Annotated in this window: 15 protein-coding genes; 7 read left to right on the top strand and 8 right to left on the bottom strand. The window is 62.7% G+C overall.

The window, feature by feature from the left end; translation table 11 throughout:
* The first annotated feature begins 9 nt into the window (after positions 1–9).
* Positions 10–879: a site-specific tyrosine recombinase XerD gene (gene xerD / locus EL199_RS06755; protein ID WP_004139968.1), complete on the top strand. Its 870-nt coding sequence runs from the start codon at positions 10–12 to the stop codon at positions 877–879.
* Between the two features lie 92 nt (positions 880–971).
* Positions 972–2,201 (top strand): disulfide isomerase DsbC N-terminal domain-containing protein, encoded by a 1,230-nt coding sequence (locus tag EL199_RS06750; protein WP_004139967.1) that lies wholly within the window; start codon positions 972–974, stop codon positions 2,199–2,201.
* A 136-nt stretch (positions 2,202–2,337) separates the two neighbouring features.
* Here the strand turns inward: EL199_RS06750 and cmoB are convergent, their stop codons facing one another.
* The 6 genes from cmoB to EL199_RS06720 form a co-directional block, all read right to left on the bottom strand.
* Positions 2,338–3,297, bottom strand: a complete 960-nt coding sequence (gene cmoB, locus EL199_RS06745; protein ID WP_004139966.1) for a tRNA 5-methoxyuridine(34)/uridine 5-oxyacetic acid(34) synthase CmoB — start codon at positions 3,295–3,297, stop codon at positions 2,338–2,340.
* A 4-nt stretch (positions 3,298–3,301) separates the two neighbouring features.
* Positions 3,302–4,012: a carboxy-S-adenosyl-L-methionine synthase CmoA gene (gene cmoA, locus EL199_RS06740; protein WP_004139964.1), complete on the bottom strand. Its 711-nt coding sequence runs from the start codon at positions 4,010–4,012 to the stop codon at positions 3,302–3,304.
* Between the two features lie 385 nt (positions 4,013–4,397).
* Complete coding sequence (gene lipA / locus EL199_RS06735) at positions 4,398–5,381, bottom strand: lipoyl synthase (RefSeq protein ID WP_004139962.1); 984 nt, start codon at positions 5,379–5,381, stop codon at positions 4,398–4,400.
* Positions 5,382–5,422: 41 nt separating this feature from the next.
* Positions 5,423–6,205 (bottom strand): 23S rRNA pseudouridine(2605) synthase RluB, encoded by a 783-nt coding sequence (rluB, locus tag EL199_RS06730; RefSeq protein WP_004139959.1) that lies wholly within the window; start codon positions 6,203–6,205, stop codon positions 5,423–5,425.
* Positions 6,198–6,719, bottom strand: coding sequence for an SMC-Scp complex subunit ScpB (scpB, locus tag EL199_RS06725; protein ID WP_004139956.1), 522 nt, complete (start codon positions 6,717–6,719; stop codon positions 6,198–6,200). The genes rluB and scpB overlap by 8 nt, the downstream gene beginning before the upstream one ends.
* Positions 6,720–6,736: 17 nt before the next feature.
* Positions 6,737–7,525, bottom strand: a complete 789-nt coding sequence (locus tag EL199_RS06720; RefSeq protein ID WP_004139954.1) for a segregation and condensation protein A — start codon at positions 7,523–7,525, stop codon at positions 6,737–6,739.
* 179 nt (positions 7,526–7,704) lie between these two features.
* On the opposite strand from EL199_RS06720, the gene yccS reads away from it, so the two are divergent.
* A complete protein-coding gene (gene yccS / locus EL199_RS06715) occupies positions 7,705–9,825 on the top strand; it encodes a YccS family putative transporter (RefSeq protein ID WP_004139951.1) in 2,121 nt (706 codons plus the stop codon).
* A 197-nt stretch (positions 9,826–10,022) separates the two neighbouring features.
* Here the strand turns inward: yccS and EL199_RS06710 are convergent, their stop codons facing one another.
* Both EL199_RS06710 and EL199_RS06705 read right to left on the bottom strand, forming a co-directional pair.
* Entirely contained in the window at positions 10,023–11,969 is a 1,947-nt protein-coding gene (locus EL199_RS06710) for a ComEC/Rec2 family competence protein (RefSeq protein WP_004139948.1), read from the bottom strand.
* A 41-nt stretch (positions 11,970–12,010) separates the two neighbouring features.
* Entirely contained in the window at positions 12,011–13,915 is a 1,905-nt protein-coding gene (locus tag EL199_RS06705; protein WP_004139946.1) for a translocation/assembly module TamB domain-containing protein, read from the bottom strand.
* A 308-nt stretch (positions 13,916–14,223) separates the two neighbouring features.
* Here EL199_RS06705 and EL199_RS06700 point away from each other — a divergent pair, with 308 nt between their 5' ends.
* The 4 genes from EL199_RS06700 (at position 14,224) to EL199_RS06685 (ending at position 19,602) form a co-directional block, all read left to right on the top strand.
* Complete coding sequence (locus EL199_RS06700; protein ID WP_004139943.1) at positions 14,224–14,814, top strand: nucleotide exchange factor GrpE; 591 nt, start codon at positions 14,224–14,226, stop codon at positions 14,812–14,814.
* A 68-nt stretch (positions 14,815–14,882) separates the two neighbouring features.
* Positions 14,883–16,811: a molecular chaperone DnaK gene (dnaK, locus tag EL199_RS06695; RefSeq protein ID WP_004139942.1), complete on the top strand. Its 1,929-nt coding sequence runs from the start codon at positions 14,883–14,885 to the stop codon at positions 16,809–16,811.
* Positions 16,812–17,417: 606 nt separating this feature from the next.
* Positions 17,418–18,560 (top strand): molecular chaperone DnaJ, encoded by a 1,143-nt coding sequence (gene dnaJ, locus EL199_RS06690; RefSeq protein WP_004139941.1) that lies wholly within the window; start codon positions 17,418–17,420, stop codon positions 18,558–18,560.
* A 247-nt stretch (positions 18,561–18,807) separates the two neighbouring features.
* Positions 18,808–19,602 (top strand): enoyl-ACP reductase FabI, encoded by a 795-nt coding sequence (locus tag EL199_RS06685; RefSeq protein WP_004139940.1) that lies wholly within the window; start codon positions 18,808–18,810, stop codon positions 19,600–19,602.
* Position 19,603 lies beyond the last annotated feature (1 nt).

Here is a 19,603-nt window from a genome sequence, read left to right as displayed (position 1 = left end):
CGGGGGTTTGTGGTGATCGAGCGCTTTTGTGAGGCGATGTGGCTGGAAGCGGGGCTGGCGGAGGCGTCAGTGGCGTCGTACCGCCGTGATTTGCGGTTGGCGGAGCGGCTGTGCGCGAAGCCGTTATCGGATTTTTCTGCGGCGGATGTGCAGGCGGTGCTGGCGCAGTTGCTGGATTTGCAGCGCAAGGCGTCGTCCCTGGCGCGGATGCGGGTGTCGTTGCGCCGTTTTTTTGCCTGGATGGTGGAGGAGCGTTTGCGCGCGGACGACCCGACGGTACTCTTGGAAGCGGTGCGGCATGAGAAACCTTTGCCGCGCAGTTTGTCCGAGGCGGAGGTGGAGCGCCTGCTCGCCGCGCCGGATCTTGCAACGCCCGCCGGTCTGCGCGATGCGGCAATGCTGGAGTTGCTCTACGCCTGCGGGCTACGGGTGAGCGAGCTGGTCGGGCTGCCGCTGTCGGCGGTTTTCCTGCAGGAAGCGGTGTTGCGCGTACGCGGCAAGGGCGACAAGGTGCGCCTCGTGCCGATGGGCGAGCAGGCAGCGGAAATGGTCGAACGTTATTGCCGCGAGGCGCGCCCGCTGCTGCTTGAGGGGCGGGTGAGCGATGTGCTGTTCATCGCGGCGCGCGGTGGGGCGATGAACCGCCGCACTTTCTGGAAGCTTATTCATGATTATGCGATTGCCGTCGGCATTCGCACCGCCGTCTCGCCGCACACCCTGCGCCATGCCTTTGCGACCCATCTCGTCAATCACGGCGCCGACCTGCGCGTGGTGCAAATGCTGCTCGGCCACAGCAATCTCTCCACCACGCAGATTTATACGCACGTCGCCGAAGCGCGGCTGGCGAAAGTCTTTGCCGCGCACCATCCGCGCGCATGACGTTACGGTAATAACCCCCGCATCGTCATGAAACGGCGGCGTTGTTGTCGGTAAGATACACATTTGATATTTCCCTGGATAACCTGCCCCCTATGCGCCCCCTGCTCTGCCTGCTCACCGCCGCGATTCCCCTCGTGCACGCCGCCTCGCCCAACATGGAACTGGCGAAATCGGTTTTCGACCCGCGCGTGATGAGCAATGCAGAAGAATCGCCCATTCCCGGGCTGTACCAGTTCGCGCAGGGGGCGGAAGTCTTCTACATCAGCGCCGACGGCCGCTACGTCATGCAGGGCGAAATGATTGACCTGCAAACGCAAAACAACGTCACCGAAGCCTTCCGCGCCTCCGAGCGCGTCAAGGCGCTGACGCAGCTGGATCCGAAAACCATGATCAGCGTCATGCCGAACGCGCCGCAGTACCAGGTGACCGTCTTCATTGACGTTGATTGCCCCTATTGCCGCGTCATGCAGCAAAACATCCTCGAATACACCCAGCGCGGCATCGCCATCCGCTACCTCGCCTTCCCGCGCAGCGGCCCCGAATCCGTCGCCGCGCTGCGCATGTCGCAAGTCTGGTGTTCGCCCGACCGCCTGAGCGCCTTGCTACTCGCCGAAACCGACCAACCGCTGCCCAACTCACGCGGCGACTGCACCAACATCATCCGCGACCACTTCGCCACCGGCCTGCGCATGGGCATCGCCAGCACGCCGTCGGTCATCCTCGAAGACGGCACGCTCATCCCCGGTTTCGTCGCTCCGGCCAACCTTGAAGCCATCCTGAGCCAGCACCTGCGCCAGCGCGAGCCGCCACCCGAACCGCGCAGCCCGGTGCGCCGCCCGCCGCCGCCATTGCCACCGGCCCTTAACCCCAGCGAGCCCCCGCCCATTCCCGACTTTGCCCTCAGCGTGCTTGCCGCCATCGTCGCACAGACTCCGGAAGCCGCCAAAATCCGGACCCAGGCCGAACACGGCGACGCCAGCGCGCAATACCGCCTCGGCCAGCACTACGTCGCCGCGCAAAACCTCATGGAAGCGAAAAAATGGTACGAAAAAGCCGCCGCGCAAGGCTATGCCGATGCCGCCTACAAACTCGGCCGCCTCTACGACGACGCCCATGACAAAACCAAGGCCGGGCAATACTACGAAACCGCGCGGCAACAATGGGAAAAAGCCGCCAACGCGGGCGACGCCGACGCCCAATACCAACTGGGCGTGATGTGCCGCGAAGGGCTGGGCATCCCCGTTGATGCCGCGCAAGCCCGCGTCTGGTTTGAAAAAGCCGCCGCCCAGGGACACGAAGCGGCCAGGGCAGCGCTGGAGTAAGCGCTATCCGCAAGAAAAAACGGCTCATGATGAGCCGTTTTTTATGCGGTGCGAGGTTTGACAGCGGAAGAATCGCGCACGAATTCAGCGTATTGGGCAGGAATAAAACTTACGTCTTCTATGCCGATAGATAAATTTATCCCCGCCCTTTCGTCGCAATGATAATGACGCGCTGCGGTGGCGGCAGGTTTTCTATGGTCGCGCTGAAATCGGCGTTCATGAAATCGGCGAGCGAGTAGCGGTCAATCCAGTCGGTCGCGCGTTGTTCGGCGCTCGTTGTCGCGACCGTTTCGCCACTGTAGGCAATGGCAAAGCCGAGGCGCGCCAGCCAGCGGTGCAGCGCGGCGACGCTCGGCAGAAACCAGACGTTGCGCATGCCGGCGTAGCGGTCAGGCGGCACCAGCACGGTTTGTGCGTCGCCATCAATCACCAGTGTTTCCAGAATGAGTTGGCCACCGTCGCGCAGGGTGTCGCGCAGTTGCGCCAGGTGCTGTAGCGGGTCGCGGCGGTGATACAGCACGCCCATGGAGAGGGTCAGGTCAAAGCCGGTTGGCGCGCAGTCGTCCAGCGTCAGCGGCAGGTAGGCGCAGTGCTGCGTGCCGAGGAGGCGTTCCAGCGCGAGGTACTGCGCGAGGTAATGCCAGGAGGGGTCAAGGCCAAGCGCCATTTTTGCCCCCGCACCGAGGGCGCGGTAGAGGTAGTAGCCGTTGCCGCAGCCAACGTCCAGCACGTGTTTGCCGGAAAAGTCCACGCCGGCGGCGAGCAGGCGCGCGAATTTGAGGTCGCTGCGCCATTCGCTGTCGATGTGGACGCCGTAGAGGGTGAACGGCCCTTTGCGCCAGGGTTGCAGCGCACGCAGCCCCGCTTCGAGATTGGGCGGGGTGTCGCCGCTCGCGCTCACGGCGGCGCTTTGCAGGTCGATGCTTGCGGCGACGGGCGACGGCAGCGCGGCGATGATGCCGAGCCAGTCGGCAAAATGGCCGTGCGGCGTGGCGCGGGCAAGGGCAGCGCGCACCGCGTCGTCTTGCGTGGCGAGGGCGGGTTTGAGGGCGAGGGCGTGTTGCCATTGGGCAAGGGCGGGGGCGAGGTGGGGCATGGGTTTAGACGCTTGCTACCCAGCCGCAAAATTGCAGGGCGCGAAAGCAGGGTTCGATGCGGGTAAAGCCCGCTTGTTGCAGGCGGGTTTCGATGGTGGCGGCGCGGTCGGTTTGCATCACGTTTTCCAGCGACTCGCGTTTTTGTGCAATCGCCATTTGTGAGTAACCTTGTGCGGCTTTGAAGCCTTCGTGCCACTGGCGCAGGCGGTCGTCATCCGGGCGGGTTTTTTCGGCGAGTAGCAACGCGCCGCCGGGGCGCAGGGTTTGGCGCAGGCGGGTGAGCAGCGCGTCGCGTGCCTGTGGCGGGATGAATTGTAGGGTGAACGCCATGATGATGAGGTCGGCCGGGCGGTAGTCGAGTGCGGTGATGTCGGCTTGCTGGACGCGGATGTTGCGGATGCCCGCGCCTTCGACGTAAGCGGCGAGGCGACGGGTCATCGCTTCGGCGTTGTCTACCGCGTCGATGGTCGCGCTCTGCGGGATGTGGCGTTGCAGGGCGATGCTGGCGCCGCCCAGGGCGCAGCCGAGGTCATAGACGTGGCCGCCTTCCGGAACGAATCCCGCACCGATGACGGCAAAGAGTTGCAGGAGCGTGGCGTAACCCGGCACGGAGCGGTGGATCATGTCGGGGAAAACGGCGGCGGTGCGTTCGTCAAAGCGGAAATCGACGACGGCTTGCGGGGTGTCGTAGAGGGTGTCGCGTTGGTAGGGCATGGGATGGGTACGGTGATGGGATGGCGGAAAGGTGAGGCTCTAAGAGTCTGTTTGCAATTTGAGTCCCCCTCCCCCGCAGGGCGAAGCCCGCAGCGGGCGGGTACCCATGCAAAATGCGGACGCATTTTGCATGGGGTCCGGGGGAGGGCCGGGGAGGGGGTGAGCAATCATTGATGAACCAAAATTCCTGTTTTTCAATTGATTGCTGCCCTCACCCCAACCCCTCTCTCACTGCGTGAGCTGTTCCAGTCCCAGAGGGACAAGCATTGCTCGCGTAGCGAGAGAGGGGCTCGTTCGCCGAATTGTCAACACGCCTCAAGCCCTCCCCCACTCTTAATTCCTGTGAACGAGCGATGCTTGTCCCAGAGAGAAAGGAGGCTTTTAGTTAATCCAGTACCGCTTTCGCCGACATGTCGGCGTGGAAGGAGGAGCGCACCATCGGCCCGGAGGCGACGTGGGTGAAGCCCATTTTCAGGCCTTCGTCGGTAAATATTTGGAACTGTTCCGGGGTGTAGTAGTGTTTGACCGGCAAGTGGTGCACCGAGGGTTGCAGGTACTGGCCGACGGTGAGCATGCTGACGTCGTGGCGGCGCAGGTCTTCCATCACGCCGAGGATTTCGTCCACTTCTTCGCCAAGTCCGACCATCAGCCCGGATTTGGTGATAACCGGTTTGTTGCTCGCTTTTTTGTATTCGCGCAGGAGTTCCAGTGATTGTTCGTAGTTGGCACCGGGGCGTACTTCTTCGTACATCCGCGCCACGGTTTCCATGTTGTGGTTGAAGATGTCCGGCGGGGTGTGGCGCAGGATTTCGATGGCTTTGTCCATGCGGCCGCGGAAGTCGGGGGTGAGGATTTCGACGGTCATGCGCGGTGCGAGGCGGCGGATTTCGCGCACGCAGGCGGCAAAATGTGCCGCGCCACCGTCGAGCAGGTCGTCACGGTCCACCGAGGTGATGACGACGTGGTGCAAGCCGATGTTGCGCACGGTTTCAGCAAGGTGCGTCGGCTCCATCGGGTCAAGCGGGTTGGGGCGGCCGTGGCCGACGTCGCAGAACGGGCAGCGGCGCGTGCAGATGTCGCCCATGATCATGAAGGAGGCGGTGTTGTGGCGGAAGCATTCGCCGATGTTCGGGCAGGAGGCTTCTTCGCAGACGCTGTGCAGTTTCTGTTCGCGCATGATGGCTTTCATCCGCCGCACTTCTTCGCCGCCGGGGAATTGCGCGCGTATCCAGCCCGGTTTGCGCAGGCGTTCTTCGCCGACGTGGCCGGTGTTTTCGGGAACCTGGCGGATTTTTTCCGCCCCTTTTTTCTTCACCCCCATCGCGTTTGGTTTGACGCGCACGGGGACGGCTTGTTCGCTGTCGCTCATGGTGATGCCCTGATTATTAATGTGTGCTTATTATAGTCTTGTCATTTCGCCGCGTCGCGCCGCTGTTTGCGTTGCAGCAGGTCCAGCAGCGCATTGACTTCACCGGCGGTAAGTGGCCGCCAGCGTCCGGCGGCGAGGTTTTTCGGCAGCCACAGATTGCCGAAGCGGATGCGTTTCAGGCGGCTGACCTGGCAGCCGACCGCTTCCCACAGCCGCCGCACTTCGCGGTTGCGCCCTTCTTTCAGCACCACGCTGAAGTAGCGGTTGTATTGGGTGTCGTCCTCGTGCAAGGCCTGCAACGGCTGCACGTCGTCAAAGCAGGCGAAGCCGTCTTCCAGCTCAAGGCCGTTGCGCAGCGCCTGCAAGGTGTCTTCATTGACCTCGCCCGCCACCCGCACCCAGTATTCACGCTCGATTTCGGCGCTGGGGTGCATCAGGCGGTTGGCAAGTTCGCCGTCGTTGGTAAAGAGCAGCAATCCGGCGGTGTTCAAATCGAGACGGCCAATGCTGACCCAGCGCCCCTGCCGCAGTTTCGGCAAATGGCGGAAAACCGTCGGGCGGCCGTCCGGGTCGTTGCGTGAGCAAATCTCGCCCGGTGGTTTGTGATACATCAGGATTTGTCGCGGTGCTTCGCGCTCCGGCGACACGCGCAGCGGTTTGCCGTCCAGACTCAGGCGCTCATAGCCGCTGATGCGCTGCCCAAGCTCGGCCAGTTTGCCATTGACGCGCAGGCGCCCCTCGCGAATCCAGCCCTCAATCTCGCGTCGCGAACCCAAACCGCGCGCTGCCAGCCATTTCTGGATGCGCTCCAACTCATTACTCATTACTGCCTCCAAACCCGTCATCGGGCAAAGCGGGCAAATCCTCAAGACTTGCCACGGAAAAATCGGATAAAAACTGTGCCGTCGTCGCCAGCAACTCCGGCCGCCCCGGCACCTCCTTCGTGCCAATCACCTCAATCCATTCCAGCTCGAACAGCTGGCGGTAAATCCCGCTGCTGGTGGTCACACCGCGCACCGCGTCAATCTCGGCGCGCGTGACCGGCTGATGATACGCGATAAACGCCAGCGTCTCCCAAAAGGCGCGGGAAAAACGCGCCGGCTGCGCCTCGGCAAACGCCGCCACCGCCGGAAAAAACGCCGGACGCAACTGCAAACGCCAACCGCCGGCAAGTCGCACCAGCATCATCGCCGACGCCTCATAGCGCGCTTCCAGCACAAGCAGCGCCGCGCGGATGGCATCTTCCGACACATCCAGCGCCTGCGCGAGCAGCGCCTCACTCACCGCCTCATCGCGGGTAAACAAAATCGCCTCAATGCGGCGGGATAAAGTCGTCATAAAAACCGTACCAAAAACTAAAGGCGCCCGCCCCGCAGCCGCACATCTACCGGCGCGAACAGCGCTTTCTGCTGCCACTCCAGCAACTGCGAGCGGTCAAGCTCCAGCATGGCCATCAGCGAAATCACCAGCCCGCCGCGCCCCTCGCCCGCCTGACAAAACGACGAGAGCGACTGCCAGCCGTCATGATGGCGCAGCCGCGCCTGCATCGCGTCCATCCGCTCGGTCAGCGAAAACTCCTCGGACTCCACCTCATGCGCGCGGCGCAAATCATGCCGCAGCCACAACCGGCGCAACATCTCTGCCAACTTGCCCGCATCCGCTGACGGCTTCACCAACGGCTGCGCGCCCGACGGCGGCACATGCGCCGACAGCGCCGTGCCCGCGCCGACCCGTGGCAACGCGGCGAGCGCTTCCGCCGCCTGCCCCGTCTGCACATAAAGCAACAACTGCTCCGCCAGCGCCGCGCGCGGGTCGGGTGCTTCTTCGGCGTCTTCCGGCAGCGGCGGCCGTGGCAACAACATCCGCGCCTTAATCTCGGCGAGCGTCGCCGCCATCAGCAAATACTCCGCCGCCAGCGCCATATCAAGCTGCTCCATCACCTCCAGATAGGCGAGGTACTGCTCGGTAATCAGCGCCACCGGAATATCCAGCACATCAAAATTCTGTTTGCGAATCAAATAGACGAGCACATCCAGCGGCCCGGAAAACGTCTCCAGCAACACCCGCAGCGCATCCGGCGGAATAAACAAATCCTTCGGCAACTGCACCACCGGCTCGCCGAACACCAATACCTGCTGCTCCATCCTGCTCCTGATTTTGCCTCTGACAACCTGCGGAAAAGGCGCGCATTATACGCATCCTCGCGTACGAAAACGCCTTCCAAACACCACCCCGTCGCCGACGGGGTTTTTCATGCCATTTCTCATGGCATCGCCTGCGTCCGGCCGCTACAATCGCCGCCCCTTTAGCCACCGCCATACCCGTGAAAAAACTCCTGCCAAGCGTCAGCCTCATCTCCACCCTGCCCGTATTCCTCAGCGTCAGCGCCGCCGCGCTCGCCATCGGCCTGCTCAACATCCCGCAGCTCGCCATGCCACTCATCCTCGGCGTCATCGCCGGCGGCCTGGTGGATTTGGACAACCGCCTGCGCGGGCGCATCAAAGACCTGGGCATCGTCCTCGCCGCGTTCGCCACCTCCTCGCTCGCGGTGCAGCTCACCCTGAGCCGCCCGCTCGCCTACATCATCGCCATGCTGCTGATGACCTTCACCTTCACCTTCATGGGCGCGGTCGGCCTGCGCTACCGCACCATCGCCTTCGGCGCGCTGGTCGTCGCCATCTACACTACCCTCGCCTACAACACCGCCCTGCCGTGGTACGCCAACCCCCTGCTTATCCTCCTCGGCACCCTGCTCTATGGCGGCTGCACTCTGCTGACGCAAATCCTCCTGCCGCACCGCCAGGTACAAGAAGACATGGCCGCCGCCTACGCCGCGCTTGCCGACTACATCGACGCCAAAGCCTGCTTCTTCGACCCCGATGACGACGACTACCGCGCGCGCCAGACCCGCCTCGCGCTGGCCAACACCGCGCTCATCCAGACCTTCAACCGCTGCCGCAGTACCCTCTTTTACCGCCTGCGCGGCCAGCACCGCCACCCGCGCACCACGCGCATGCTGCGCTACTACTTCGCCGCACAGGACATCCACGAACGCATCAGCTCGGCGCACGTCGATTACCGCGAACTGGCAAGCGCCCTGAAAAACAGCGACCTCATCTTCCGCCTTTGGCGCCTCGTCGAATGGCAGGCGCAGGCCTGCCGCAACGTCGCCACCGCGCTGCACACCCACGACGCCTACCACCACGACCCGCGCCTCGAACGCGCCATTGACGGCGTCCGCCAATCCCTGCAACGCCACCTCGAAACCCGTCCGGCGCACGGCGGCAGCCGTCACCCGCTACAACGCCTACTCGACAACCTGCGCAGCATCAACTACCAGCTCGCCCATCTCGACAGCGACGACCCCAACCCGCACGAACAAAACAGCGCCATCGCCGCGCAAGAAGACCCGACCCTCGCCGCCCTCCTGCCCGCCCTGCGCAGCCAACTGACACTCGCCTCGCCCGTGTACCGCCACGCGGTGCGCCTCACCCTCGTCGTCCTCGTCTGCTGCCTCATCGTCGCCACACTCCAACTCGAACTCGGTTACTGGATACTGCTCACCGCCATCTTCGTCTGCCAGCCGAACTACAGCGCCACCAAAAGCCGGGTGAACCAGCGCGTCCTCGGCACCATCCTCGGCGTCATCGCCGGCAGCATCGCGCCGAACTTCACCCCGACCGTTGCCACCAAACTGTGGCTCATCATCGTGAGCACCACCTGCTTCTTCTACTTCCGCAACCGCAAATACAGCTTCTCCACCTTCTTCATCACCGTACAGGCGCTGACCGCCTTCTCGCTGGCCGGATTCAACCTCGCCGACGCCATCCCGCGCCGCATCATCGACACCCTCATCGGCGGCGGCATCGCCTGGGCGGCCGTCACCTACCTCTGGCCGGACTGGCGCTACCTGACGCTGACCAACACCGCGCGTGCCGCCATCCGTAGCGACGCCGCCTACCTGCGCCACATCCTCGGCCAACTACAACACGGCGGCGGCGACGACCTCGCCTACCGCAGCATCCGCCGCCAGACGCACGAACAGGCGGCGCTGCTCGGCAGCACCGTCTCCGACATCAACAGCGAACCGCACAAATACGCCGCCCAACAAGAAAACGCCTTCCGCCTGCTCAACCTCAACTACAGCCTCATCGGCTACATCTCGGCGCTCGGCGCCTACCGCAGCCAAATCGAAAACCGCGAACACGACCCCTTCCTCGCGCACTACTACCCGCTCGGCGAAAACGTCGCCGACCTGCTGGAACAGCTCGAGCAACTGCCGCCGGACGCCTTCGCCGCACGCCTGCAACACATCCGCACCGCGCTCGACCAACTGCGCCCGCGCGAAGACGACCCCGACCTGCAACACAGCATCCTCTGGCAACAGCTGCTGATGATTACCCGCACGCTGGAGCCGTGCTACCAGGCGCTGGCGCAGGCATAGCGACCGCTACGCCTAAGCAATCCCCCTAGAAAACAACTCTATAGGGTGCGCCTCGGCGCACCGTCGAGGAAATATTTGTTTCTTATCAATGATGCGCCAAGGCACCCCTGTAACTCCTAAGAGCGAAACACAGCATGAGGTTTTCGGAGGATTGCTATAACCGCCCCTACCTGCCCCACATGAAAATGGTTTGTGCATTACGGCGCGGTGAGTACCGCATCGCCAAAGCGTGCGCTGCAGCCCGCGTTCGTTTTTATGAAGGTAATGCCGGCAGGGTTTGTGGCGGGGCAGTAGGTCACGGGATACGGCAGGTTGGGGATGATGACTGTGCTGTACACCGGCGTGTCCGGCCAGGCATCAAGCAGGGTTTTCAGGGCGCTCACGTCGCGCAGGTTTTTGCCGGTGAGGACGATGGCGTCCGGACGCGCGGCATGGCGGCGCAGTTCGGGCAAGAGATAACGCGCGGCATCGTCGCGGCCATGGTTGCGGCTGCGCAGGCCGGTGTTGTGGATGATGGTTTTGCCGCCCGCGCGCAGGATGGCGCTGCCGTTCGGGGCGTGGTAGTCGCCTGCCGGGGCGAAGGTGGTGACAAGCGCCGTGGCAAGGGTGAGCGCGAACCAGAGCGGCGGCGCGGTAAGGGTTTGCCAGTTTGGTCGCTGCAATATCATCAGCAGTTTGCGCGTTCTTTTGCTGTCGCTGCGCGACATGACTACACCCCCTCCCCGACTCTCCCCCGCTTCGCAGGGGCGGGGGTTTTGCTCAAACCGCAGCGGACTGCGCCAGCGCGCCAGCGTCAGCAGGCAAGCGATGGTGAAAAGGAGCGCGGTCATGGTGGAGGGCTGCCACGGCGGTGTGATATAGGCGAGGTCAAAGCGGGCGAGTTGGGCGAGCGCGCGCAGGTAGTGGTCGAGCAGCCAGCTGGCGGGCGCTACCAGCACGGGCAGGATGAGAGCGAGGATGGCGAGCGTTAGCACCGGCGCCAGCCACGGGATGAGGATGAGGTTGGCAAGGGGCGCTATCAGGCTGATGCCGCCAAAGAGCGCCCAGCCGAGCGGGGTGAGGATGGCGGTGATGAGCAGTTGTAGCAGCAGCCATTGTTTCAGCGGGCGCAGCTCGCGCCACAGCGGCGCGCTGTAGAGGATGATGGCGACGGCGCTGAAGGAGAGCCACGCACCCACAGCACCCAGTTGCCACGGGTTTTGCAGGAGGACGCCGAGGGCGGCCAGTTTGAGCGCGTCGCGGCTGCCAATGACGGGAATATGCCAGCACAGCGCCACCGCGGCGAGCATCAGCCAGGCGCGCAGCACCGGCGCGGCGCCGCCGGTGAGCAGGGCGTAAGCGAGGCTGGCGGCAAGGGTGAGGTGCAGGGCGATGGTGCGCGGCTGCACGCCACGTCGCCAGCGCGGCGGCAGGCTGGCGAGCAGCGGGCGTAACGCGAGGTAGATGAGTCCGGCGATGAGCGCGAGGTGCAGGCCGGAGATGGCGATGAGGTGTGAGGTGCCGCTGCGGCGCAGGCGGGTTTGTGCGTCGGCGTTAAGGCCGCTGCGGTCTCCAAGGAGCAGTGCGCGCAACCACGGGCGTTGTGCGGGCGGAAAGGTGCGGTCGATGCGTGCGGCGAGGGCGAGGCGCTGGCGGATAAGCCACGGCACGGGCGCGTCAGCGACGGTTTCTGCGTTGTTGATGGCCGCATAGCCGCGCAGGCGCTGCCGCTGGTTGGCGGCGCTGTTGTTGCCCGGCTTCAGGTGCAGGCGGGCGCGCAGGGTGTCGCCGGGTTGGCGGGCGACGGGTTGGTAATCGTTGAAGGTGAGGCGGTCGCCCGTGGCAAGCGGGCAGTCGCCGGGCGCGGTGATGACGGCGGTGAAGCGGCTGCCGACGGGATAGCCGCGCGCGGGAAAGTCGTCCAGGCGCAGGGTGGCGTTGCAGCGGCTCTCCACGGCGATGGGCGCGGTGTATTGCCACGGGCTGTGCATCCACAAGGCGGCAAGCAAGGCGAGGGCGGGATAGCGGGTCAGACGCGGGTAAAGGAGGAGGAGCGCCAGCGGCAGCAACCACAGCGGCGGCGCGCCCTGCCAGGCCAGCGCGATGCCGCCGGCAACGGCAAGCAGGGTGAGGTCAAGCGGTGCGGGCGCGCGCAGGGTTGTCATGTCAAAGGGTTTGGCGCGGCGGGTTTTGCCGTTTCATGGTGTTATTGTCCCAATTTGCTTTCTACCTGCGCGCCTTCGCTTTCGCTCGCGCTTTTCAGGCGGTTGAGCAGTTCTGCCCAGTCGATTTCGCGGGTGTGGCCGATGATGTCCAGATGCGGCACGCCGCGGCCTTTGACGAGGTAGTAGCCGTTTTGTCCGTCGGCGGCGGGGGCGATGCCGTCGAGTTTCAGCACGCCGTTCGCGAGTTCGCCGCTGAAGCCGAGTTTGTCGTAGGGGAAGCGGTTTAGCACGCGGATGAATTGGCTGACCATGAGGTTGCTGCCGCCGTCGCTGGCGCGCGAGAGGTAGGCCACCGCTTCGTGGCTGATGCGCCGCCGTCCGGGGTTTTGCGCCGGGGTTTGCAGGCGGGCGCGGAAGTATTGTGGCCGCCAATTGGTGAGGACGACGTCTTCGGCGCTGCCTTCGATGCGCCCTTCGATTTCGCCGATGCCGAAGGCGTTGGTCAGTTGTTGCAGGTCGAGGCGGTGCAGGCTGAGGTTGAAAACGGCAAGCGGCGCGTTGCTGAAGAAGCGGCTGATGTGCAGTTGTTCGATCTGGATGTTGCCATCAAAGAGGGCGACGTTGACCGGTTGGCGCAGTTGCAGGCCGTCGCGGGCGAGGCGGATGTCGGGCAGGGTGCCGCTGATCATGCCGCGAAAGCGCACGGTGTCCAGCGCTTCGCCCAGATGGGCGAGGCTGATGGGTTCGATTTGGGCGCTGATTTTGTAGTTGTCGCCCTGTGGCGCGAGGCGGTGGATGGTGATGCCGCCGTCAAGCAGCGGGATGTGCAGCGGTTTTTCCAGGGTAACGCCCGCGGCGTTCCAGCGCAGTTCGGCGCGCAGCGCGCCCACCGGCAGTTTGTGCCAGCGTGCCCCGGCGAGGGTGAGGCGCGAGGGTGCGCCGTTGTTGCCCGCCTGGCCGTCAAGGTCGTGCAGTTGGTAGCGTCCCTGGCGGTCTTCGATGTCGATGTGGTGGAGGACGACGGCGAGTTCGCCGATTTTGCCGTCGCGGTAGTTGCCGCGCAGGTAGAGGCTGCCTTTGAGTTCGGCGTCGCCAAAGAGGCCGTCGCCCAGCATGGGTTTGAGGTAGCGGCGGTAGAGGTTGTCGGCGTCGCCGCTCAGTTGGTGCAGGGTGAGGGCGGTCAGGCGCTTTTGTGCGGTATTCCAGTCGAGGTCGGCGCGGGCGTGGGTTTTGCCGTCGTCAAGGGTGAGCTCGCGCAGGGTGAGGCGGCCAGGTTGGCTGTCAAGGCGGGCGCTGAGGTCGATGGGTGCGCCGTCCAGTTTGAGGTAGTAGGGGGTGATGAGGATTTCGCCGCGGTCGAGGTGCAGGCGGATGTCGCCCTGCCAGCGCTCGCCCTGTTGGTGCAGGTCGAGGGTGGCGCTGCCGCCGAGGTGTTCGGCGGCTTGCAGGCTATCGGCGCTGTTGTAGCGGAGGTCGTCCAGGGCGACGCTACCGGTGAGGCGCAGGCCGTCGGCGGTTTGGCGCAGGGTGAGGTCGGGACGCAGGCTGCCGCCGGTCTGGATGCCGCGCGCGTTCAGCAGGGTTTGTACGAGGGCGAGCGGCAGGTCGGCGGCGAGATGCGCGCTGCCGTTTGCCGCGCTCAAGGTGGTTTGCAGGGTGTGTTTGCCCGCTTGCAGGCGCAGCTTCGCGCCGGGCGGGAGCCGAAGCTCGCCGCGCAGCAGGTTTTGCAGGAGGATACGGTCGGCGTTGAGGTGCAGCGGGGTTTTGCCGCGCTGGCTGCGCAGGGCGAGGGTTTCGATGGCGAGGTGGTCGCCGTCGCGGCGCAGTTGCGCGTCAAGGACGGTGTTTTTCAGCGGTGAACCGGCAAGGCGGGTGGCGGGCAGTTGGCCGCTGACGCGCCAGTGTTGGTAGTCGTCGCTTTCCGCGCGCAGTTGCAGGTTATCCACAGGGACGCCGTGGATTTGTCCGTCCAGGGCGAGTTCGAGGGTGATGGCGTGCGCGCTGAGGGCGGTGAGGAGAAGGAACGCCAGCGCGGATTTTGCTGTCCGCTGGCGTATTGCAGCGCGCAGTATGCGGACAAACCCCGTCCCCGCCCTCCCCCGCTGGGGGAGGGGGCTGTTTGGCTGTTTGCGGGATGCGGGTTTCCGACATTGACAGCGGGAGATATGTAGTTTTTTCACTTCGCCGCCTTGATTTTTTGACGGCCTGCCTTCATGTCGGAAAAACTGTTTTTTGTCATGCCAGAGAGGTTTTTATGATTGATGACGAGATGATACACGACGTCCCGCCGTCCGACGAGTCGCCCGCCGCGCCGCCTGCCGCCGAAACGGAAGCGCCGTTGATTGACACGCGCGAGGCGGAAATTGAGGCGCTCACCGCGCAAGTCGCCGAGCTGAAAAACGCGGTGCTGCGCGAGCGCGCCGATCAGGACAATTTGCGCAAGCGTTTTGAGCGCGAGAAGGAAAGCGCGCTGAAATACGGCAGCGAGAAGTTGGTGCGCGATTTGTTGCCGGTGCTGGATTCGCTCACCCTCGGCCTGGACGCAGCAAAAGCGCACGAAGCGGAGGGCAAGCAGGCGCTGGAGCAGTTCATTGCCGGTTCGGCGATGACGCTCAAGCTGCTGTTGGAAACGCTGGAGAAAAACGGCATCACGGAAATCAACCCGGTCGGCGAGAAGCTCGACCCGGAGCGGCATCAGGCGCTTTCTGCCATCCCCAGCCCCGACGCCGAGCCGAACACGATTCTGCACGTGGCGCAGAAGGGTTATTTGTTAAACGGGCGGGTGATTCGCGCCGCGCAGGTCATCGTTGCCGATGGCGCGCAGAAAAATCCGCCGCAATCTTGAAATCAGGACAAGCCGCCCCACTTAGGTTGTCAGCAAACGTTTTAATTTGAAATTTGGAGTTTATACATATGGCTAAAATTATCGGTATTGACCTCGGTACCACCAACTCATGCGTATCCATCATGGACGGCGACAAGCCGCGCGTCATCGAAAACGCCGAAGGCGCGCGCACCACGCCGTCTATCGTCGCCTTCACCGACGACGGCGAAGTGCTGGTCGGCCAACCGGCGAAACGCCAGGCGGTTACCAACCCGAAAAACACCCTCTACGCCATCAAGCGTCTGATTGGCCGCCGCTTCGACGAAAAAGAAGTACAGAAAGACATCAACCTCGTCCCCTACAAAATCGTCAAGGCCGACAACGGCGACGCCTGGGTAGAAGCGGTGGACAAAAAAATGGCCCCGCCGGAAGTGTCCGCGCGCGTTTTGATGAAAATGAAAAAAACGGTGGAAGACTTCCTCGGCGAAAAAATTACCGACGCCGTCATCACCGTGCCTGCCTACTTCAACGACAGCCAGCGCCAGGCAACCAAAGACGCCGGCCGCATCGCCGGGCTGAACGTCAAGCGCATCATCAACGAACCGACCGCAGCCGCCCTGGCCTACGGCATGGACCGTGGCGCGCGCGACGCGAAAATCGCCGTCTATGACCTCGGTGGCGGCACCTTCGACATCTCCATCATCGAAACCGTTGACCTCGAAGGCGAACAACAATTTGAAGTACTCTCCACCAACGGCGACACCTTCCTTGGCGGGGAAGACTTTGACGCGCGCATCATCGACTACCTCGTCGCCGAATTCAAAAAAGACAGCGGCATTGACCTCTCCAAAGACTCACTCGCCCTGCAACGCCTGAAAGAAGCGGCAGAAAAAGCAAAAATCGAACTCTCTTCCAGCGAGCAGACCGAAATCAACCTGCCCTACATCACCGCCGACGCCTCCGGGCCGAAACACCTCAACATCAAAATGACCCGCGCCAAACTGGAATCACTCGTGGGCGAGCTGATTGAGCGCACCCTGGAGCCTTGCCGTCAAGCGCTGAAAGACGCAGGCCTGTCTGCCAAAGACATCCACGACGTCATCCTCGTCGGCGGCCAGACCCGCATGCCGAAAGTCCAAGAAACCGTGAAAAACTTCTTCGGCAAAGAGCCGCGCAAAGACGTGAACCCGGACGAAGCCGTCGCCCTCGGTGCGGCCATCCAGGGCGGCGTCATCGGCGGCGACGTCAAAGACATCCTCCTCCTGGACGTTACCCCGCTCTCGCTCGGCATCGAAACCATGGGCGGCGTCATGACCAAACTGATCGAAAAGAACACCACCATCCCGACCACCGCGTCGCAAGTGTTCTCCACCGCCGAAGACAACCAGTCCGCCGTGACCATCCACGTCCTGCAAGGCGAACGCCAACAGGCGAGCGGCAACAAATCGCTCGGCCGCTTCGACCTTGCCGGCATTGAGCCCGCACCGCGCGGCATGCCGCAAATCGAAGTCAGCTTCGACATCGACGCCAACGGCATCCTGAACGTCTCGGCCAAAGACAAAAAAACCGGCAAAGAACAATCCATCATCATCAAAGCCAGCTCCGGCCTCTCCGAAGACGAAGTACAGCGCATGGTGAAAGACGCCGAAGCGCACGCCGAAGAAGACAAAGCCTTCCAGGAAAAAGTCAGCGCGCGCAACAACGCCGAATCCATGATTCACAACATCGAAAAAGCCGTAGCCGACCTTGGCGACGAAGTCACCGCCGACGAAAAAAGCGCGATTGACGATGCCACCAAAGCGCTGAAAGAAGCGATAGACAAAGGCAGCGTCGAAGACATCAACGCCAAGAGCGAAGCGCTGATGAACGCTGCCGGCCCGGTCATGCAAAAAGCCTACAACAAAATGAGCGGCGAAGGCGCGGCAGCAGGCGCCAGCGCGGGCGGCAACAGCGACAGCGCACCGAAAGACGACAACGTCGTCGATGCCGACTTCCAGGAAGTCAAAGACGACAAATAACAAGCGTAAACCGCACTGTGAACATGCAAACCCAATCAGGAAACGAAAGTTCGAAAAACCACTGAAAGCCCCCTCTCCCTGTGGGAGAGGGTTGGGGTGAGGGCAGCAAACACCCCGCGGAGCGACAAATAGCCAATATTGCCGCTATGCGAATTGCGTACACCCCCTCCCCAACCCTCCCCCGCTTTGCAGCACTAGTGTCCGGAATAATTTTTGGTTGATAAAATGCTTATAAATCATGTGAATAATCACCATACAGAACCGCGTGCGATGCGTCAGGCACCCCAAAATAGTGCTCAAAAGCAGCTTTTTGAGGTGTGATATGGCGCGTTATTACGGGGGAATCTGTATAAATCATACTGTTTTAAAAAGAATTTCATCCAAAAAAATATTCCGGACAGTAGTGCCGCTTTGCAGGGGAGGGGGTTGAAGCGTTGACTATCGTTTTCCCTAATACGGTTTACAACGTGTGCGAACCATAAAAAATACCGGGTAACGTAAATACCCAAATTCCGTTACCAACCCAACCCCGTCCCCAGGACGGGTTGCTGAAACCACCCCGCCGGTGGCATCAGCAACCCGCCCTTTTCCATCACCCACACAAAAATGGCAGAAAAAGACCTCTACAACATCCTCGGCGTCGCCAAAACCGCCAGCCAGGACGACATCAAAAAAGCGTTCCGCAAACTGGCGATGAAATACCACCCGGACCGCAACCCGGACAACCGCGAAGAAGCCGAAGCCAAATTCAAAGAAGCCAAAGCCGCCTACGACATCCTCTCCGACGAACAAAAACGCGCCCACTACGACCGCTACGGCTACGACGCCGTCAGCGGAAACGGCGCCGGTGGCGGCTTCGGTGGCTTCGGCGCGGGCGGCTTCAACGCCGACATCTTCGGCGACATCTTCGGCGACATCTTCGGCGGCGGACGCAACCGCGGTGGTGCCCGCCAACAACAGGCGCGCGGCCATGACCTCGCCTACGAACTCGACCTCTCCCTCGAAGAAGCCGTGAACGGCGGCGAAAAACGCATCCGCATCCCGACCTACGTCCGCTGCAAAAACTGTAGCGGCACCGGCGCCACCGAAAAATCCGTCAAACGCAACTGCCCCGGCTGCAACGGAAGCGGCCAAGTGCGCATGCAACAAGGCTTCTTCTCCATCGCCCAAGCCTGCCCGCAATGCGGCGGCAAAGGCCAAATCATCGAAAACCCCTGCACCGACTGCCACGGTGACGGCCGCGTCAAACAACAAAAAACCCTGAACGTGAACATCCCGGCAGGTGTGGATAACGGTGACCGCATCCGCCTCTCCGGCGAAGGCGAAGCGGGCGAACGCGGCGCGGCGGCAGGCGACCTCTACGTCGAAATACGGGTGCGCAAACACCCCATCTTCGCGCGCGAAGGCGACAACCTGCACTGCGCCATGCCCATCAGCTTCGTCACCGCCGCCCTCGGCGGCGACCTCGAAGTGCCGACCCTCGGCGGGCGCGTCATGCTCACCGTGCCACCCGAAACTCAGACCGGCAAAACCTTCCGCTTAAAAGGCAAAGGCGTCAAATCCGTGCGCAGCCGCACCACCGGCGACCTCTACTGCACCGTGAACATCGAAACGCCGGTAAACCTCTCCAAAGCACAAAAAGACATCCTCGCCGACTTCGGCAAAACCCTGAACGAAGGCGGCAAAACCCACGCACCGAAAGAAAAAGGCTTCCTCGACAGCGTCAAAAAATTCTTCGATAACCTGTAAGCGCCGTTTACAATCTGCCCCCTCCCCTTGTGGGGAAAGTTGGAGTGGGGTTCACCTGCATACCTCAAAACCCATAACGACAGTCTGCACATTTACATACACCTGAGCGCTCAAGGTGTATGTAAAACCGTAGGGTGGGGCTTGCCCCACCGTTAAACGGATGACAAGTCATGGTGGGACAAACCCACCCCGCCCTCCCCCACGGGGAAGGGAGATTTCCAAAAACCTCAAAACCAAGGACAAAACCATGGGCTTCCTCAGCGGCAAAAAAATCCTCATCACCGGCCTTGCCAGCAACCTCTCCATCGCCTACGGCATCGCCCAGGCCATGCACCGCGAAGGCGCCGAACTCGCCTTCACCTACCAAAACGACAAATTGAAACCGCGCGTCGAAAAAATGGGTGCCGAATTTGGCAGCCAAATCTTCCTGCCCTGCGACGTGGCAAGCGACGCCGAAATCGACGCCGTCTTCGCCAGCCTGCAAGAAGCCTGGGGCGGGCTGGACGGCCTCATCCACGCCATCGCCTTCGCCCCGCGCGAAGCCATCGAAGGACGTTTCCTCGAAGGCTGCACCCGCGAAAACTTTGCCCTCGCACACGACATCAGCGCCTACAGCTTCGCCGCCCTCATGCGCGGCGCCGCCCCGCTGATGAAAGGCCGCAACGCCGCAGCGCTTGCGCTCACCTACCTCGGCGCGGTCAAAGCCATCCCCAACTACAACACCATGGGGCTCGCCAAAGCCTCGCTCGAAGCGGCCATCCGCTACCTTGCCGCCGACTTGGGACAGGACGGTATCCGCGTCAATGGCATCAGCGCCGGCCCGATTCGCACCCTCGCCGCCTCCGGCATCAAAGACTTCCGCAAAATGCTCAAAGGTTTCGAGAAAACCGCGCCGCTCAAACGCTGCGTCACCATCGAAGAAGTAGGCAACACCGCCGCCTTCCTCTGCTCCGACCTCGCCTCCGGCATCACCGGCGAAATCACCTACGTTGATGGCGGCTACAACATCTACTCCTCGGTGCAAATGAGCGACGACGAATAAC

This window comes from Cardiobacterium hominis (genome assembly GCF_900637305.1).
In the GTDB taxonomy this organism is placed as follows: domain Bacteria; phylum Pseudomonadota; class Gammaproteobacteria; order Cardiobacteriales; family Cardiobacteriaceae; genus Cardiobacterium; species Cardiobacterium hominis.
This window is presented reverse-complemented; position numbering and strand designations above follow the sequence as displayed.

Excerpts from the sequence above, each read along its gene's own strand:
- rluB (WP_004139959.1), bottom strand. The coding sequence starts at position 6,205 with ATGAGTAATGAGTTGGAGCGCATCCAGAAATGGCTGGCAGCGCGCGGT.
- EL199_RS06700 (WP_004139943.1), top strand. The coding sequence starts at position 14,224 with ATGATTGATGACGAGATGATACACGACGTCCCGCCGTCCGACGAGTCG.
- scpB (WP_004139956.1), bottom strand. The coding sequence starts at position 6,719 with ATGACGACTTTATCCCGCCGCATTGAGGCGATTTTGTTTACCCGCGAT.
- EL199_RS06685 (WP_004139940.1), top strand. The coding sequence starts at position 18,808 with ATGGGCTTCCTCAGCGGCAAAAAAATCCTCATCACCGGCCTTGCCAGC.
- dnaJ (WP_004139941.1), top strand. The coding sequence starts at position 17,418 with ATGGCAGAAAAAGACCTCTACAACATCCTCGGCGTCGCCAAAACCGCC.
- EL199_RS06720 (WP_004139954.1), bottom strand. The coding sequence starts at position 7,525 with ATGGAGCAGCAGGTATTGGTGTTCGGCGAGCCGGTGGTGCAGTTGCCG.
- cmoA (WP_004139964.1), bottom strand. The coding sequence starts at position 4,012 with ATGCCCTACCAACGCGACACCCTCTACGACACCCCGCAAGCCGTCGTC.
- lipA (WP_004139962.1), bottom strand. The coding sequence starts at position 5,381 with ATGAGCGACAGCGAACAAGCCGTCCCCGTGCGCGTCAAACCAAACGCG.
- EL199_RS06710 (WP_004139948.1), bottom strand. The coding sequence starts at position 11,969 with ATGACAACCCTGCGCGCGCCCGCACCGCTTGACCTCACCCTGCTTGCC.
- dnaK (WP_004139942.1), top strand. The coding sequence starts at position 14,883 with ATGGCTAAAATTATCGGTATTGACCTCGGTACCACCAACTCATGCGTA.
- cmoB (WP_004139966.1), bottom strand. The coding sequence starts at position 3,297 with ATGCCCCACCTCGCCCCCGCCCTTGCCCAATGGCAACACGCCCTCGCC.
- EL199_RS06750 (WP_004139967.1), top strand. The coding sequence starts at position 972 with ATGCGCCCCCTGCTCTGCCTGCTCACCGCCGCGATTCCCCTCGTGCAC.